This is a genomic window from Streptomyces hamibioticus (assembly GCF_047946815.1).
Lineage (GTDB): Bacteria > Actinomycetota > Actinomycetes > Streptomycetales > Streptomycetaceae > Streptomyces.
In genome coordinates this window covers 781,582-796,561 of sequence record NZ_JBKKQY010000001.1, presented here as the reverse complement: position 1 = coordinate 796,561, position 14,980 = coordinate 781,582, and the positions used below count along the sequence as shown (strand labels likewise).

The 14,980-nt window shown below is 72.8% G+C and carries 12 protein-coding genes and 1 pseudogene; 7 read left to right on the top strand and 6 right to left on the bottom strand.

The window, feature by feature from the left end; translation table 11 throughout:
• Positions 1-59: 59 nt before the first annotated feature.
• The 6 genes from ACLGIH_RS03640 to rhaI form a co-directional block, all read right to left on the bottom strand.
• Positions 60-722 carry a LutC/YkgG family protein gene (locus ACLGIH_RS03640; RefSeq protein WP_416523752.1) on the bottom strand — a complete coding sequence of 221 codons (663 nt, stop codon included), beginning with the start codon at positions 720-722 and terminating at the stop codon, positions 60-62.
• The gene (locus ACLGIH_RS03635) at positions 719-2,197 is read right to left on the bottom strand and encodes a lactate utilization protein B (RefSeq protein WP_416523751.1); all 1,479 of its coding nucleotides are present in this window, start codon (positions 2,195-2,197) and stop codon (positions 719-721) included. The genes ACLGIH_RS03640 and ACLGIH_RS03635 overlap by 4 nt, the downstream gene beginning before the upstream one ends.
• Positions 2,194-2,949 carry a (Fe-S)-binding protein gene (locus ACLGIH_RS03630; RefSeq protein ID WP_416523750.1) on the bottom strand — a complete coding sequence of 252 codons (756 nt, stop codon included), beginning with the start codon at positions 2,947-2,949 and terminating at the stop codon, positions 2,194-2,196. The genes ACLGIH_RS03635 and ACLGIH_RS03630 overlap by 4 nt, the downstream gene beginning before the upstream one ends.
• A 73-nt stretch (positions 2,950-3,022) precedes the next feature.
• Positions 3,023-4,411 carry a rhamnulokinase gene (locus ACLGIH_RS03625; RefSeq protein WP_416529274.1) on the bottom strand — a complete coding sequence of 463 codons (1,389 nt, stop codon included), beginning with the start codon at positions 4,409-4,411 and terminating at the stop codon, positions 3,023-3,025.
• Between the two features lie 56 nt (positions 4,412-4,467).
• Positions 4,468-6,507: a bifunctional aldolase/short-chain dehydrogenase gene (locus ACLGIH_RS03620; RefSeq protein WP_416523749.1), complete on the bottom strand. Its 2,040-nt coding sequence runs from the start codon at positions 6,505-6,507 to the stop codon at positions 4,468-4,470.
• Between the two features lie 153 nt (positions 6,508-6,660).
• A complete protein-coding gene (rhaI, locus tag ACLGIH_RS03615; protein WP_416523748.1) occupies positions 6,661-7,821 on the bottom strand; it encodes an L-rhamnose isomerase in 1,161 nt (386 codons plus the stop codon).
• A 273-nt stretch (positions 7,822-8,094) separates the two neighbouring features.
• Here rhaI and ACLGIH_RS03610 point away from each other — a divergent pair, with 273 nt between their 5' ends.
• From ACLGIH_RS03610 to ACLGIH_RS03580, 7 genes and pseudogenes are all read left to right on the top strand, one after another.
• Positions 8,095-9,612 carry a sugar ABC transporter ATP-binding protein gene (locus ACLGIH_RS03610; protein WP_416523747.1) on the top strand — a complete coding sequence of 506 codons (1,518 nt, stop codon included), beginning with the start codon at positions 8,095-8,097 and terminating at the stop codon, positions 9,610-9,612.
• 280 nt (positions 9,613-9,892) lie between these two features.
• Positions 9,893-10,933 (top strand): ABC transporter permease, encoded by a 1,041-nt coding sequence (locus ACLGIH_RS03605; RefSeq protein ID WP_416523746.1) that lies wholly within the window; start codon positions 9,893-9,895, stop codon positions 10,931-10,933.
• Positions 10,926-11,900 (top strand): ABC transporter permease, encoded by a 975-nt coding sequence (locus ACLGIH_RS03600; protein ID WP_416523745.1) that lies wholly within the window; start codon positions 10,926-10,928, stop codon positions 11,898-11,900. The genes ACLGIH_RS03605 and ACLGIH_RS03600 overlap by 8 nt, the downstream gene beginning before the upstream one ends.
• A 107-nt stretch (positions 11,901-12,007) precedes the next feature.
• Positions 12,008-13,090, top strand: coding sequence for a rhamnose ABC transporter substrate-binding protein (rhaS, locus tag ACLGIH_RS03595; RefSeq protein WP_416523744.1), 1,083 nt, complete (start codon positions 12,008-12,010; stop codon positions 13,088-13,090).
• A 17-nt stretch (positions 13,091-13,107) separates the two neighbouring features.
• On the top strand, positions 13,108-13,428 hold the full coding sequence (locus ACLGIH_RS03590) for an L-rhamnose mutarotase (RefSeq protein ID WP_416523743.1): 321 nt from the start codon (positions 13,108-13,110) through the stop codon (positions 13,426-13,428).
• Between the two features lie 154 nt (positions 13,429-13,582).
• Positions 13,583-13,786 (top strand): annotated as a pseudogene (locus ACLGIH_RS03585) (Tat pathway signal sequence domain protein); the annotation flags it as partial.
• A gap of 101 nt (positions 13,787-13,887) precedes the next feature.
• Positions 13,888-14,913 (top strand): LacI family DNA-binding transcriptional regulator, encoded by a 1,026-nt coding sequence (locus tag ACLGIH_RS03580; RefSeq protein ID WP_416523742.1) that lies wholly within the window; start codon positions 13,888-13,890, stop codon positions 14,911-14,913.
• Positions 14,914-14,980: the final 67 nt, after the last annotated feature.

The following is a 14,980-nucleotide window of genomic DNA, read 5'->3' as shown; positions in this document are numbered from 1 at the left end:
GCGCGCAGAACGAACTGACCGGCCGCGTCCGCGCGGCGCTGTCCCGTACGGCCGCCGGGTCACCCGGGCGGCGGGGTCCGGCCGTCCACCAGCACCACCTCCAGGGTGCGCGGGCCGTGCACCCCCTCCACCCGGTCGAGTTCGATGTCGCTGGTCGCCGACGGGCCGGAGATCCAGGTCAGCGGACGCGCCGGGTCGAGGCGTGCGAGGGCCAGGGGGACGGAGGAGACCACCTGCTCCGGGACCCGGACGACACAGACGTGGTGGTCCGGGACGAGCGTGATGCGGCGGCGGCCCTGGTCCGGGCCGCCGTCCAGGACGATCGTGCCCGTCTCGGCGATCGCGACCGCGCACCCGGTCACCACGCTGTCGACCCGGTCGAGGTCGTGCGGGGTGTCGTCCGCCCGGTCCGGCAGCCGCTCCACATCGGCCGCCGCGAGCCACTCCGGATCGAGGCCCGGGGGTACGACCACCGTCTCGGCGCCGCGCCCGGCGAGCAGGCCGGCGAGCACCGACGGCAGCGCGTGGGCCGTGCAGCGGTGCACGACCGCCCGGTAGTCCGCCAGGTTCCCGGCGAGCAGGTCCACCGTCTCCTCGGCGCCGCGCCCGCCGTGTTCCCGCAGGTAGCCGCGCGGGACCGCCCGCTCGTACGGCTGCTCGTCGCGCGGCACGTCCGCCAGCGCGCGCCGCACCCGGCCCAGGATCCGTTCCCTGCTGCTCACTCGGCCCCGTCCTTTCCTCCGCGCGTACGCTGCCACCAGTCCCGGAACGGCTCCGCGGGCACCTCGGGCAGCTCCCGGCTGCCGCTCCACGCCCGGCCCGGACCGGGCAGCGACCGCGGATGGAAGCGGCGGGTGCGCGACGCCAGCCGCTGGCCCGACCGCAGCGCCCCCGGATGCCGGAACGCCCACTGCGCCGCCCGCATCGCCGCCCGCTCGGCGGCGTGCCCCTTGGCGGGCTTCAGCACGACCTTGTTGCCGTGCCGGGTCGCCGGGCCGCCCTGGACCACCCGTTCCCGCAGGTGCACCAGCACCTCGGGGATGTCGATGGCGACCGGGCACACCTCGTAGCAGGCGCCGCAGAGACTGGAGGCGTAGGGCAGGGAGGCGTCGATCTCGCTGCCGGTCCCGCGCAGTTGGGGGCTGAGGATCGCGCCGATCGGGCCCGGATACACCGACCCGTACGCGTGCCCGCCGGCGCGCTCGTAGACCGGGCAGACGTTCAGGCACGCCGAGCAGCGGATGCAGCGCAGCGCCTGGCGGCCCACCTGGTCGGCGAGGGCGTCGGTGCGGCCGTTGTCCAGCAGGACCAGGTGGAAGACGCGGGGGCCGTCCTCGTCCGTGGTGCCGGTCCACATCGACGTGTACGGGTTCATGCGCTCGGCCGTGGAGGAGCGGGGGAGCGTCTGGAGGAACACCTCCAGGTCCCGCCAGGCCGGCACGACCTTCTCGATGCCGACGACCGAGATCAGCGTCTCGGGCAGCGTCAGGCACATCCGGCCGTTGCCCTCGGACTCCACGACCACCAGCGTGCCGGTCTCCGCGACCACGAAGTTGGCGCCGGAGACGCCGACCTTGGCGCGCAGGAACTTCTCCCGCAGATGCAGCCGCGCCGCCTCCGCCAGCTCGGCGGGCGTGTCCGTCAGGCCGTCCGGCGCCGGACGGCCCCACTCGCCCATCTCCGTGCGGAAGACGTCCCGGATCTCGCCGCGGTTGCGGTGGATCGCCGGGACCAGGATGTGCGAGGGCCGGTCCCTGCCCAACTGCACGATCAGCTCGGCCAGATCGGTCTCGTAGGCCCGGATGCCCGCCGCCTCCAGGGCCTCGTTCAGACCGGTCTCCTGCGTCGCCATCGACTTGACCTTGACGACCTCCGACTCGCCGGTCTCCCTGACCAGCTCCGTGACGATCCGGTTCGCCTCCTGCGCGTCGGCGGCCCAGTGGACGACGCCGCCCGCCGCCGTCACCGACTCCTCCACCTGCTCCAGGTAGCGGTCGAGGTGCCGCAGTGTGTGGTCCTTGATCCGCTTGCCCGCCTCGCGCAGTTCCGCCCAGTCGGACACCTCCGCCACCGCCTTAGCCCGCTTGGCGCGGATGGTGTGCGTGGCGTGCCGCAGATTGCCGCGCAGGGTCCGGTCGTGCACGGCCTCCCGCGCGGCCCGCGGAAAGGCCGGCATCCCTACGAACGTCCCGCTCATGCCGCCGGTTCCTCCTCCGTGCCCGCCAGGATCTCCGCGATGTGCACCGGCCGCATGCCGGTCCGCAGCCGGGCCATGGTGCCGCCGATGTGCATCAGGCACGAGTTGTCGGCCGCGCACAGCACCTCGGCCCCCGTCGACTCCGCGTTGCGCACCTTGTCCGCGCCCATCGCCGACGACACGTCGGGGTTCTTCACCGCGAACGTGCCGCCGAAGCCGCAGCACTCCTCCGCACCCGGCAGCTCGACCAGCTCCAGCCCCCGCACCGCCCGCAGCAGCCGCAGCGGCCGGTCGCCCAGGCCCAGGCCGCGCAGCCCGTGGCAGGTCGGGTGGTACGTCACGGTGTGCGGGTAGTACGCGCCGACGTCCGTCACCCCCAGCACGTCCACCAGGAACTCCGTCAGCTCGTACGTCTTGGGCACCACCGGTGCCAGCGTGGCCGCCAGGGCCCCGCCCCGGCCCTCCGCCCGCGCCCGCTCGCCCAGCCGCGGATACAGCTCCCGCACCATCGCCCCGCACGACCCCGACGGCGTCACGATCGCGTCGTAGTCCCGGAAGACCTCGGAGAAGTGGCGGGCCAGCGGCTCCGCCTGGTGCCGGTACCCGGTGTTGTAGTGCGCCTGCCCGCAGCAGGTCTGGGCGACGGGGAAGTCGACGTCGACGCCCAGCCGGGTCAGCAGCCGGACCACGGCACGGCCGGTGTCCGGATAGAGCGTGTCGTTGACGCAGGTCAGGAACAGGGCGACACGCATCGCGGCTCCTCGGGGTCGATCATCGGACGAGTGCAGGGTAGTGGCGCGGGCGGGGCCGGTGGAGGAGCCCCGTTCACCGGGCGGCGAGTCGGGCCTCGGCCGCCCGCCAGCGCTCCGTGCCGCCGCTCGGCTCGTACCGGGTCAGCGGCTGCGTAGCGGCGAGCAGGGCCCGCATGCCCGCGAGATCCCCGACCAGCCCCTGTGCCCGGGCCTGCACGAGGACGTTGCCCAGCGCCGCGGCCTCCGTGGGGCCCGCCACCACCGGCAGCCCGCAGGCGTCCGCGGTCAGCCGGCACAGCAGCTCGTTGCGCGTCCCGCCGCCGACGATGTGCACGACGTCCACCGGATGCCCGGCGAGCCGCTGCGCGTCCTCGACCGCCCTGCGGTGGGCCAGCGCCAGCGAGTCGAGGATGCAGCGGGTGACCTCGGCGGGCGTGGCCGGCACCGGCTGCCCGGAGGCGCGGCACGCCTCGGCGATCCGCTGCGGCATCCGGCCCGGTGCCAGGAACGCCGTGTCACCGGCGTCCACCACCGACCGCAGCGCCGGCACCTCGGCGGCCTCCCGCAGCAGCCCGCCCAGCTCCGGCTGCCCCCAGGCCCGCAGGCACTCCTGGAGCAGCCAGAGCCCCATGATGTTGCGCAGATAGCGGACCGTGCCGTCCAGCCCCAGCTCGTTGGTGAAGTTGGCGGTGCGGCTCTCCTCCGTGAGCACCGGCGCGGTCAGCTCCAGACCGGCCAGCGACCAGGTGCCGGTGCAGATGTACGCGAACCGCTCACCGGTGGCCGGGACGGCGGCCACCGCGGAGGCGGTGTCGTGCGAGCCAACCGTTGTCACCGGCACCGGCCCCTCCAGCCCCGTCTCCGCCAGTACGTCCGGACGCAGCACCCCCGCCGGGTCGCCGGGCCGCCGCAGCGGCGGGAACAGACCGAGGTCGATGCCGAGCCGCTCGGCGACGCCGTACGCCCAGTCCCGGGTGCGCGGGTCGACCAGCTGGGTGGTGGAGGCGTTGGTCAGCTCCGTGCCCTGCTCACCCGTCAGCCAGTACGTCAGCAGGTCCGGTATCAGCAACAGCCGCCGGGCCTGGGCCAGTTGCGCCGACTCACGGGCGGCGGTCAGCTGGTAGAGGGTGTTGAACGGCGCGTACTGCAACCCGGTCGCCGCGTACAGCTCCGCGGCCGGTACCGTCGCCCACACCTTCTCCGCGACGCCCTCGGTGCGGTCGTCGCGGTAGTGCACCGGGTTGCCGAGCAGTGCCCCGTCGGCGTCCAGCAGCCCGTGGTCCACGGCCCAGCTGTCGATGCCGACGGAGGCCACCGGACCCGCCGCCCGCAGCCCGTCCAGCACCCCCGCGTACAGCGCCAGCACGTCCCAGCGCAGCCCCTCGGGCACCCGCACCGGCCGGTTGGCGAACCGGTGTGCCTCGGTCAGCTCCAGCGTGCCGGGGCCGACGCGGCCGACCATGACCCGCCCGCTGGAGGCGCCCAGGTCGGCCGCGGCGTACGCCTTCACCGGCCGGCTCACCGCAGGAAGGCGGCGGCGACGCCGGCGTCGACCGGGACGTGCAGGCCGGTGGTGTGCGTCAGGTCGCCGCCGGTCAGCGCGAACACGGCGTTCGCGACGTGCTCGGGCAGCACCTCCCGCTTGAGCAGCGTCCGCTGCGCGTAGAACTCGCCGAGCTTCTCCTCCGGCACCCCGTAGACGGCCGCGCGCTGCGCGCCCCAGCCGCCCGCGAAGATGCCCGAACCGCGCACGACGCCGTCCGGGTTGATGCCGTTGACCCGGATGCCGTGCTCGCCCAGCTCGGCGGCGAGCAGCCGCACCTGGTGCGCCTGGTCGGCCTTGGTCGCCGAGTAGGCGATGTTGTTCGGCCCGGCGAAGACGGCGTTCTTGGAAGCGATGTACACCAGGTCGCCGCCCAGCTCCTGAGCGATCATCACCCGGGCCGCCTCGCGCGAGACGAGGAAGGAGCCGCGGGCCATGATGTCGTGCTGGAGGTCCCAGTCCTCCGCGGAGGTCTCCAGCAGCGGCTTGGAGACGGAGATGCCGGCGTTGTTGACCACCAGGTCCACGCCGCCGAAGGCGAGCACGGCCGTCCGGAACGCCTCGGCGATCTGCTCCTCGCTCGTCACGTCCACCGTCACGGCGACGGCCCGGTCCGGCCCGCCCAGCTCCTCGGCGACCGCCGCGGCGTTCTCCCCGTCGAGGTCGGCGACCACGACACAGGCCCCCTCGGCGGCCAGCCGGTGCGCGATGGCCCTGCCGATCCCGCTGCCGGCACCGGTGACCAGGGCGATGCGCGTCGCCAGCGCCTTGGGCTTCGGCATCCGCCGGAGTTTGGCCTCCTCCAGCGCCCAGTACTCGATGCGGAACTTCTCCGACTCCTCGATCGGCGCGTACGCCGACACCGCCTCGGCGCCCCGCATCACGTTGATGGCGTTGACGTAGAACTCGCCCGCCACCCGGGCCGTCTGCTTGTCCCTGCCGAAGCTGAACATGCCCACGCCCGGGACCAGCACGATCGCCGGATCGGCACCGCGCATCGCGGGGGAATCGGGCTCGGCGTGCCGTTCGTAGTACGCGGCGTACTCCTCGCGGTAGGCGGCGTGCAGCTCCTTCAGCCGGGTGATCGCGTCCTGGAGCGGTGCCGTCGGCGGCAGGTCGAGCACCAGCGGCCGCACCTTGGTGCGCAGGAAGTGGTCCGGGCAGGACGTGCCGAGCGCGGCGAGCCGCGGATGCGCGGCGCGGGAGACGAAGTCCAGGACCACCCCGGAGTCGGTGAAGTGGCCGACCTGCGGCCGGTCCCGGGAGGCGAGGGCCCGCACGTACGGGGCGAGCGCGGCGGCCCGCTCGCGCCGCTCGGCCTCCGGCAGCGGCCCGTACCCCTCCAGCACGGGCCCGAACGGCTCCGGCCTCCCGCGTTCGGCGAGGAACGCCTCGGCGGTGCGGATGATGTGCAGCGAGTTGCGCTCGCACTCCTCGGAGGTGTCGCCCCAGGCGGTGATGCCGTGCCCGCCCAGGACGCAGCCGGCGGCCTGCGGATTGGCCTCCTTCACGGCCGCGATGTCCAGACCGAGCTGGAAGCCGGGCCGCCGCCACGGCACCCACACCACCGAGTCGCCGAAGCACTCGGCGGTCAGCTTCTCGCCGTCGGCCGCGCAGGCCAGCGCGATGCCCGAGTCCGGGTGGAGGTGGTCGACGTGCGCGGCCTCGACCAGGCCGTGCATCGCCGTGTCGATGGAGGGCGCCGCGCCGCCCTTTCCGTGCAGGCAGTAGTCGAACGCGGCGACCATCTCGTCCTCGCGCTCGACGCCCGGATAGACGCCCTTGAGCACCCGCAGCCGGTCCAGCCGCAGCACGGCCAGCCCGTCCTCGGTCAGCGTCCCCAGGTCCCCGCCGGACCCCTTGACCCACATCAGCTCGACATCGCCCCCCGTGACGGGATCGGCGGCGGTGCCCTTGGCGGAGGCGTTGCCCCCGGCGTAGTTGGTGTTCCGGGGATCGGCACCGAGACGGTGCGAACGGGCGAGGAGGGCGGCGGCTTCGGGGTGGGGTGTCATGGACGTACGGTCCTTTCCGGGAGGAGGGGGAGGGCATCGCACCGCGAGGGGCGCGGGACTGGTGTCGATGTGCGGCTTCCGCCGGGTGGGCGTGGCCGGCCACGACCGGTCCGCCGCCCGCGCGTCACGGGACCCGGCAGAGGTGTCCGAACCTCACGCCCCCCACCCCGCCTGCTGCCCCCCGACCCGCTCCGCCACGACCTTCTCCGCCCACCCGCAGCGGCTATAGGCGGCCATCGGGTCGGGATCCAGTCCCATGTCCTCCCGCACCTCACGAAGCAGCGGCCGCACATCGGTGTCGTAGGCGTCCATCAACACGGCGTTCGCCCCCAGCACATCGCCCGAGGCCTGCGCCTCGGCCAGCGCCCCCCGGTCGACCAGCAGTGCCTTCGCCGTGGCCTCCTGCACATTCATCACCGACCGGATGATCGCCGGGATCTTCGCCTCGACGTTGTGGCACTGGTCGAGCATGAACGCGACGTCGGACGTGAACCCCCCGCCCCGCACCACCTCGTACATGATCCGGAAGAGCTGGAACGGATCGGCGGCCCCGACCATCAGGTCGTCGTCGGCATAGAACCGCGAGTTGAAGTCGAACCCTCCGAGCTTCCCCTCCCGCAGCAGCGTCGCCACGATGAACTCGATGTTCGTCCCCGGCGCGTGGTGCCCCGTGTCGACGACGACCTGCGCCTTGTCCCCCAGCCGGAGGCAGTGCCCGTACGCCGTGCCCCAGTCCGGGACGTCGGTCGTGTAGAACGCCGGCTCGAAGAACTTGTACTCCAGCAGCATCCGCTGCCCGTCGCCGAGCCGCTCGTACACCTCGGCCAGCCCCTCGGCCAGCCGGTCCTGCCGGGACCGGACGTCGTCCTGCCCCGGGTAGTTGGTGCCGTCGGCGAACCACAGCTTCAGGTCCCGCGACCCGGTGGCGTCCATGATGTCGACGCACTCCAGCAGATGGTCCACCGCCTTGCGGCGCACCGCCGCGTCGGGATGGCAGATGCTGCCGAGCTTGTAGTCGTCGTCCTGGAAGGTGTTGGAGTTGATCGCCCCCACCTTCACGCCCCGCTTCTCGGCGTACTCGGCCAGCGCGGCGTAGTCCTCGACCCGGTCCCAGGGGATGTGCAGCGCGACGGTCGGCGCCACGCCGGTGAACTCGTGGACCTTGGCAGCGTCGTCCAGCTTCTCGTACGGAGTGCGCGGCACGCCCGCTTGCGCGAACACCTTGAAGCGGGTGCCCGAGTTCCCGTACGCCCACGACGGTGTCTCGACTGCCTGGGTCCTGAGCGCGGCCTTCACCGCGGCGAGCTCGGTCACTTCGGGACTCCTGTGACGTCGGGTCGTGCGCCTTCGGGTTCACGACCACTAATGAAACGATTCAGGACGTGAAGCTATGAGCCCTCCGAGGAGGTGTCAACCCTTCCCCTCGCGCCCGATTGCCGGGACGTCACGAAACCTTCAGCTCCCCGAAGTTTTTCGACCCGGACCCATTGACGGGGCCCACCGTCCCTGCCTACCGTCCCGGAAATCCGGTTGAAACCTTTCACGGCGCGGTGAGGGCCGTCCCGCCGGCGTCGTCGAGGAGCCCCCATGACCCACCCGCCCGACACGGGTCCGGCCCCGGTTCTGGCGCTCAGGGACGTCTCCAAGTCCTTCGGCGCGGTCCGCGCCCTGCGGGACGTCTCCCTGGAACTGTTCGCCGGCGAGGTGCACGCCCTCGCCGGGGAGAACGGCGCCGGCAAGTCGACCCTCATCAAGACGCTGGCCGGGGTGCACCGCCCCGACGCCGGGCAGGTGCTGCTCGACGGTGCGCCCGTCGTCTTCCACGGCCCCGGTGACGCCCGCGACGCCGGAATCGCCGTGATCTACCAGGAGCCGACGCTCTTCCCCGACCTGTCGATCGCCGAGAACATCTTCATGGGCCGGCAGCCCCGCCGCGCGCTCGGCCGGATCGACCACAGGACCACGCGCACCGCCACCCTGGCGCTGATGCGGCGGCTCGGCGTCGCACTCGACCCCGACCGGCCCGCGCGCGGCCTGTCCATCGCCGACCAGCAGATCGTCGAGATCGCCAAGGCGCTCTCCTTCGACGCCCGCGTCCTGATCATGGACGAGCCCACCGCCGCCCTCACCGGTAGCGAGGTCGCCCGCCTCTTCGGCGTCGTCCGCGCCCTGCGGGACCAGGGCGCCGCCGTGCTGTTCGTCTCCCACCGGCTGGAGGAGATCTTCCAGATCTGCCGCCGGGTCACCACCCTGCGCGACGGCGCCTGGATCGCCGGCGAACCACTGGACGGCATGACCGAGGACGACCTCGTGCGCCGCATGGTCGGCCGCGACCTCGACGAGTTGTACCCCAAGCAGGACGTCCGCCCCGGCGAGGTGGCGCTCAGCGTGCGCCGGCTGACCCGCGAGGGCGTCTTCACCGACGTCTCCTTCGAGGTGCGGCGCGGCGAGATCGTCGCCCTCGCCGGACTGGTCGGCGCCGGACGCACCGAGGTCGCCCGCGCCGTGTTCGGCGTCGACCGCTGGGACGCCGGCGAGGTCGAGGTCGGCGGTCGCCTGCTCACCAACGGCGCCCCGTCCACGGCGATGGCCGCCGGACTGGCCCTCGTTCCCGAGGACCGGCGCGCCCAGGGGCTGGTGATGAACATGTCCATCGAACGGAACATCGGGCTGACCGGTCTGCGGACCACGGTGAAGGCCGGGCTGATGGACCGCGGCGCCGAACGCCGCCGGTCCCTCGACTGGGCCGTCAGGCTCCAGGTCAAGTACGCCCGGATCGCCGACGCCGTGTCGACCCTGTCCGGCGGCAACCAGCAGAAGGTCGTGCTCGCCAAGTGGCTGGCCACCCGCCCCGAGGTGCTCATCGTCGACGAGCCGACCCGCGGCATCGACGTCGGCACCAAGGCCGAGGTGCACCGGCTGCTCGGCGAACTGGCCGCCGACGGCGTGGCCGTCCTGATGATCTCCTCCGACCTGCCCGAGGTCCTCGGCATGGCCGACCGCGTGCTGGTGATGCACGAGGGCCGGCTGACCGCGGAGATCGCCCGCGCCGACGCCACGGAGGAGACGGTGATGGCCGCGGCCACGGGGAGGGCCGCCGTATGACGGCCGTCGGGAGGGTCGCCTGCGTGGCCTGCGGGTTGGTCCGGGAGGGGTGCCGTATGACGGCCGTCGGGAGGGTCGCCTGCGTGGCCTCCGTGCCGATGCGGGAGGGGCGCCGCGCGCGGGCCGACCGGAGGGGCCGTCCGGCGACCACCGTCCGGGCCCGCCGCGCCGCAGCCGCCTCCGTGTCCCCGCACCCCACCGGAAGGGCTGCTTCCGTGACCCCGCACCCCACCGGAAGGGCTGCTTCCGTGACCCCGCACCCCACCGGGAGGACCGCCGCATGACGGTCACCGCACCCGACCAGGCTCCCGTCGCCGACGTGCCCGAGGCCGGGGCCGCCCGCCTGGCCGACCGCGTCTTCAAGATGCGCGAACTGGCCATCGCCGTCGTGCTCCTGGTGATGATCGCCGTCACCCAGGCCGGCAACAGCGAGTTCCTGTCCCAGCAGGGCATCAAGGACCTGTTGCTCAACGCGACGATCCTGGTCCTCGTCGCCACCGGGCAGGCGATGGTCGTCATCACCCGCAACGTCGACCTGTCGGTCGGCTCCACGCTCGGTATCAGCGCCTTCGCCGCCGGCACCTTCCTCCAGGGCGGCGGCAACGCCGCCGTGGCCGTGGCGCTCGCGGTGCTGACGGGCGTCGGCTTCGGCCTGCTCAACGGTCTGCTGGTGAGCCTCGGCCAGGTGCCCGCGCTCGTCGTCACCCTCGGCACCCTCTACATCATCCGCGGCATCGACTCCATCTGGGTCGGCTCCCGCCAGATCACCGCCGCCGACCTGCCCGCCGGATTCGTCGAGTTCGGCTCCGGCGGCGTCTCCGCCGTGCCCTGGCTGGCGCTGATCGCCCTCGCCGTCCTGGTGGCGACCGCGTACTACCTCAAACACTTCGGCAGCGGCCGGGAGCTGTACGCCCTCGGCTCCAACCCGGAGGCCGCCCGGCTCGCCGGCATCCCGGTCCGCAAGCGGATCCTGGCCGCGTACACCTTCTGCGGCGCCCTCGCCGGACTGGCCGGTGCGCTGTACCTCACCCGGTTCGGCAACGTCGACTCCGGGACCGGCACCGGCTACGAACTCACCGTCGTCAGCGCGGTCGTGGTCGGCGGCGTCGTCTTCACCGGCGGCTCCGGCAGCGTCTACGGCGCGGCCCTCGGCGCGCTGCTGCTGACCTCCGTCAACAGCGTCCTGCCGGCCCTCGGCGTCAGCTCCGTCTGGGTGCTGGCCATCAACGGCATCCTGCTCATCCTCGCCATCGCGGCCGACCGGATCGTCGCGCTGCGCGTGGCCACCGCCCTGAAGAAGAGGAACGCCCGCCATGGCTGACAGCTCCTTCGTGCGCGCCATCCGCTGGGACACGGTGGTCGGTGCCCTCCTCCTCGTCGTCCTCCTGCTCTCCTTCGGCTTCGTCGACGGCTTCGGCAACGCCCTGAACCTGTCGTTCCTGATCGGCAACACCCTGCCGATCGCGCTCATCGCCCTGCCGATGACCCTGCTGGTCGTCTCCGGCGAGATCGACCTGTCCGTGGCCTCGACGGCCGGACTGTCCGGCGCGGTGCTGGGCGCCCTGTGGAACCAGGGCATGGCGATCGAGACGATCATCCCGGTCTGTCTGCTGCTCGGGGTGGTGTGCGGGCTGGTCAACGGTCTGCTGGTGACCCGGCTCGGGCTGCCCTCCCTCGCCGTCACCATCGGTACCCTGGCCGCCTACCGGGGCATCGCGCAGATCGTGCTCGGCTCCGACGCGGTCACCGACTTCCCCGGCCCGTACCTGGACTTCGCCGCCGGGCGCGTCGGCGACACCTTCGTCCCGTACGCCTTCCTGCCGTTCCTGGTCCTGCTCGCCATCGCCGTGGTCACGCTGCACGCGACCCCGTTCGGCCGCTCGCTGTTCGCGATCGGCGCGAGTGCGGAGGCGGCCCGGTTCGCAGGCATCCGGGTCAGGCGGCAGAAGCTGATCCTGTTCACCCTGACGGGGCTGATGGCGTCGCTCACCGGTGTCTTCTGGGCGCTGCACTACGCCAGTGCGCGGTATGACAACGCGACCGGTCTGGAGCTGTCCGTCGTGGCTGCCGTGCTGCTCGGCGGTATCGACTTCGACGGGGGCAAGGGGACGCTCGGTGGTGCGATCGCCGGTGTCTTCCTGCTCGGCGCGCTGCAGAACGTCATGAGTCTCCAGGATGTTTCCGCGCAGTCGCAGATCGTCGTGACCGGTGTGCTGCTCGTCCTTTCCGTGCTCGGGCCGCGGGTCGCGCGGCAGATCACCGTCGTACGTGCGCAATCGCCCGGCTGACCGGCCGAGTGCGGCCGGTCCCGCCCACGCGGCGGAGCCGCATGCCGAGTACGGCCCCGCGCCCCTTCCAGGGGCTCCCGCTCACCTCTGTTCAAAGGACCCCCACCATGCGCAAGACATCCCTCCGCCGCACCTGCGTCACCCTGGCCGCCGTCACCTCCCTGGCCCTCGCCGTCACCGCCTGCGGCGGGACGACCAAGCAGGACGTGCAGAACGAGGGCGGCCCGGCCGCCACGGCCGGCAAGGCGAACCCCGACGCCGAGCTGAAGAAGGGCCTGACCGTCGGCTTCCTGCCCAAGCAGGTCAACAACCCCTACTTCACCGTCGCCGACAAGGGCGGCGAGAAGGCCCTGAAGGAACTCGGCTCCGGCTACAAGGAGGTCGGCCCCTCCAGCGCCACCGACACCTCCGGCCAGGTCTCCTACGTCAACACGCTCACCCAGCAGCGGGTCGACGCGATGGCCGTCTCCGCGCAGGACCCGGGCGCCCTGTGCACCGCGCTGAAGCAGGCCATGCGGAACGGCATCAAGGTCGTCACCTACGACTCCGACACCAAGCCCGAGTGCCGCAACGCCTTCGTCTCGCAGGCGTCCGCCGAGGACCTCGGCCGCACCGAGGTGCAGCTGCTCGCCGAGCAGATCGACTACAAGGGCGAGATAGCGATCCTCTCCGCCGCCCAGACCGCGGCCAACCAGAACACCTGGATCGAGTTCATGAAGGACGAGCTGGAGGACCCCAAGTACAAGGACATGAAGCTGGTCGAGATCGCCTACGGCAACGACGACGCCCAGCAGTCCTTCCAGCAGACCCAGGGCCTGCTGGCGGAGCACCCGGACCTCAAGGGGATCATCTCCCCGACCACCGTCGGCATCAAGGCCGCAGCCCAGTACCTGTCCGGCTCCAAGTACAAGGGCAAGGTCAAGCTGACCGGCCTCGGCACCCCCAACGACATGCGCCGTTACGTCAAGGACGGCACCGTCGAGGCGTTCGAGCTGTGGGACCCGGCCGCGCTCGGCGAACTGGCCGCCCGCACCGCCGTCGCCCTGGCCTCCGGGCAGATCACCGGCAAGGAGGGCGAGACCTTCGAGGCCGGGCCCATGGGCGAGTACACGATCGGCGAGGACGGGGTCATCGACCTCGGCAAGCCGACCGTGTTCAACGCCGGCAACATCGACCAGTACGACTTCTAGGCACCGGGCGGCCCGCCATGCAACGCGTCTGCTTCCTGCTCAAGGTCCGCCGGGACAGGATCGCCGAGTACCGCGAGCGCCACGCCGCCGTGTGGCCGGAGATGCGTGAGGCGCTCTCGGCCACCGGCTGGCACAACTACTCCCTCTTCCTGCGCGACGACGGCCTGCTCGTCGGCTACCTGGAGACCGAGGACTTCGAGGCCGCCAAGGCCGGCATGGAGGCCACCGAGGTCAACGCCCGGTGGCAGGCCGAGATGGCCCCCTTCTTCGAGTCCCTCGACGGCGCCCGTCCCGACGAGGCGATGACACCGCTCACCGAGGTCTTCCATCTCGCCTGACCGCACCGGGAGCCCCGCATGAGACGACGCACCCTGCCGGCCGGCGCCCTCGCCGCGCCGGTCCTCACCGCCGGCCCCGCCGGGGCAGCCGCCGCCGGGGCAGCCGCCCCCGGCGCGTCCGTCACCCCGGCCGGCGTCACCACCCTCGGCCCTCAGGGTCGCCGGGGCCTCGGCGGCCTCCGGGCACACCGACTGGCGGCTGCTGTACGACGGGGCCGGGCTGAACGCCTTCGGGGAGGTCGTGGTCGACGAGACGCGCGTCGCCCAGGACGGCGTGCCGTCCTTCCTCTGCCAGGAGAAGTCCGGCGGCACCACGCCGTCCCCGCTGCACGTCGCCGACTTCCGGCTGCCCGGGTGAGGGCGACCGCGGCGGGGTGACCTGACGGTAATGTGACGGTCGTCCGGCCGCCCCGCGCATGTCCGACACCCCCCTAGCCCCGACCTGGAGGAACCTGCCCGATGGCCCAGTCGGTGGGTATCAAGGACGTCGCCCGTGCCGCCGGAGTCTCCGTGGGCACGGTCTCGAACGTCATCAACCGCCCGGACACCGTCGCCACCGAGACCCGCGCACGGGTGCTGTCCGCGATCGACCGGCTCGGCTACGTCCGCAGCGAGTCCGCGCGCCAGCTCCGCGCGGGCCGCAGCCGCATCATGGGACTGCTCGTCCTCGACATGGGCAACCCCTTCTTCGTCGACGTCGCGCGCGGCGCCGAGCGGGCCGCGCGCGAGGCCGGGCTCGGCGTGATGGTCTGCAACAGCGCCCAGGACCCGGGCGAAGAGGCCGAGTACCTCTCCCTCTTCGCCGAGCAGCGGGTCCGCGGCGTGCTGCTGACCCCCGCGGATGCCACCGGCCGCAACATCGCGGCCTTCCGGCGGCACAACATCCCTTTCGTGCTGGTCGACCGGGTCGCCGAGGGCATCACCGAGTGCTCGGTCTCCGTCGACGACGTCGCGGGCGGCGCCCTCGCGGTGCGCCACCTGGTGGAGGCCGGGCACCGCTCCATCGCCTACGTCAGCGGGCCGCCCGGCCTCAACCAGGTCCGCGACCGCCGCACGGGCGCTCTCGCCGCCCTCGCCGAAGCCGGCCTCGGCCCCGACGCGCTGCGCGAGCTGCCCACCGAACGGCTCGACGTCGCCGCCGGACGGGACGCCGGAGCCCGGCTGCTCGGGCTCGCCGACCGGCCGACCGCCGTCTTCTGCGCCAACGACCTGCTCGCGCTCGGCGTCCTCCAGGCGCTGTACGCGGCCGGGGCCGCCGTCCCCGACGACTTCGCGCTCGTCGGCTACGACGACATCGAGTTCGCCGCCGCGGCGGCCGTGCCGCTCACCTCGGTGCGGCAGCCCGCCGTGACCATGGGCGCCCTGGCCGCCGAGCTGCTCCTGGAGGAGACGGAGGCCGAGGGCTCGCCGGTCCCGCACGAGCACCGGCGGGTCGTCCTCCAGCCCGAGCTGGTGGTCCGGCGCTCCAGCCTCTCCGCCCGCTGACTGGCGGTTCAGCAGGAGTTCCCGGTCCCCCCGGCCCTGACCGGACGTCCGTGTGCTGAACTGGGAC

Excerpts from the sequence above, each read along its gene's own strand:
- ACLGIH_RS03635 (WP_416523751.1), bottom strand. The coding sequence starts at position 2,197 with ATGAGCGGGACGTTCGTAGGGATGCCGGCCTTTCCGCGGGCCGCGCGG.
- ACLGIH_RS03630 (WP_416523750.1), bottom strand. The coding sequence starts at position 2,949 with ATGCGTGTCGCCCTGTTCCTGACCTGCGTCAACGACACGCTCTATCCG.
- ACLGIH_RS03625 (WP_416529274.1), bottom strand. The coding sequence starts at position 4,411 with ATGGTCGGCCGCGTCGGCCCCGGCACGCTGGAGCTGACCGAGGCACAC.
- ACLGIH_RS03620 (WP_416523749.1), bottom strand. The coding sequence starts at position 6,507 with ATGACACCCCACCCCGAAGCCGCCGCCCTCCTCGCCCGTTCGCACCGT.
- ACLGIH_RS03610 (WP_416523747.1), top strand. The coding sequence starts at position 8,095 with ATGACCCACCCGCCCGACACGGGTCCGGCCCCGGTTCTGGCGCTCAGG.
- ACLGIH_RS03605 (WP_416523746.1), top strand. The coding sequence starts at position 9,893 with ATGACGGTCACCGCACCCGACCAGGCTCCCGTCGCCGACGTGCCCGAG.
- ACLGIH_RS03600 (WP_416523745.1), top strand. The coding sequence starts at position 10,926 with ATGGCTGACAGCTCCTTCGTGCGCGCCATCCGCTGGGACACGGTGGTC.
- rhaS (WP_416523744.1), top strand. The coding sequence starts at position 12,008 with ATGCGCAAGACATCCCTCCGCCGCACCTGCGTCACCCTGGCCGCCGTC.
- ACLGIH_RS03590 (WP_416523743.1), top strand. The coding sequence starts at position 13,108 with ATGCAACGCGTCTGCTTCCTGCTCAAGGTCCGCCGGGACAGGATCGCC.
- ACLGIH_RS03580 (WP_416523742.1), top strand. The coding sequence starts at position 13,888 with ATGGCCCAGTCGGTGGGTATCAAGGACGTCGCCCGTGCCGCCGGAGTC.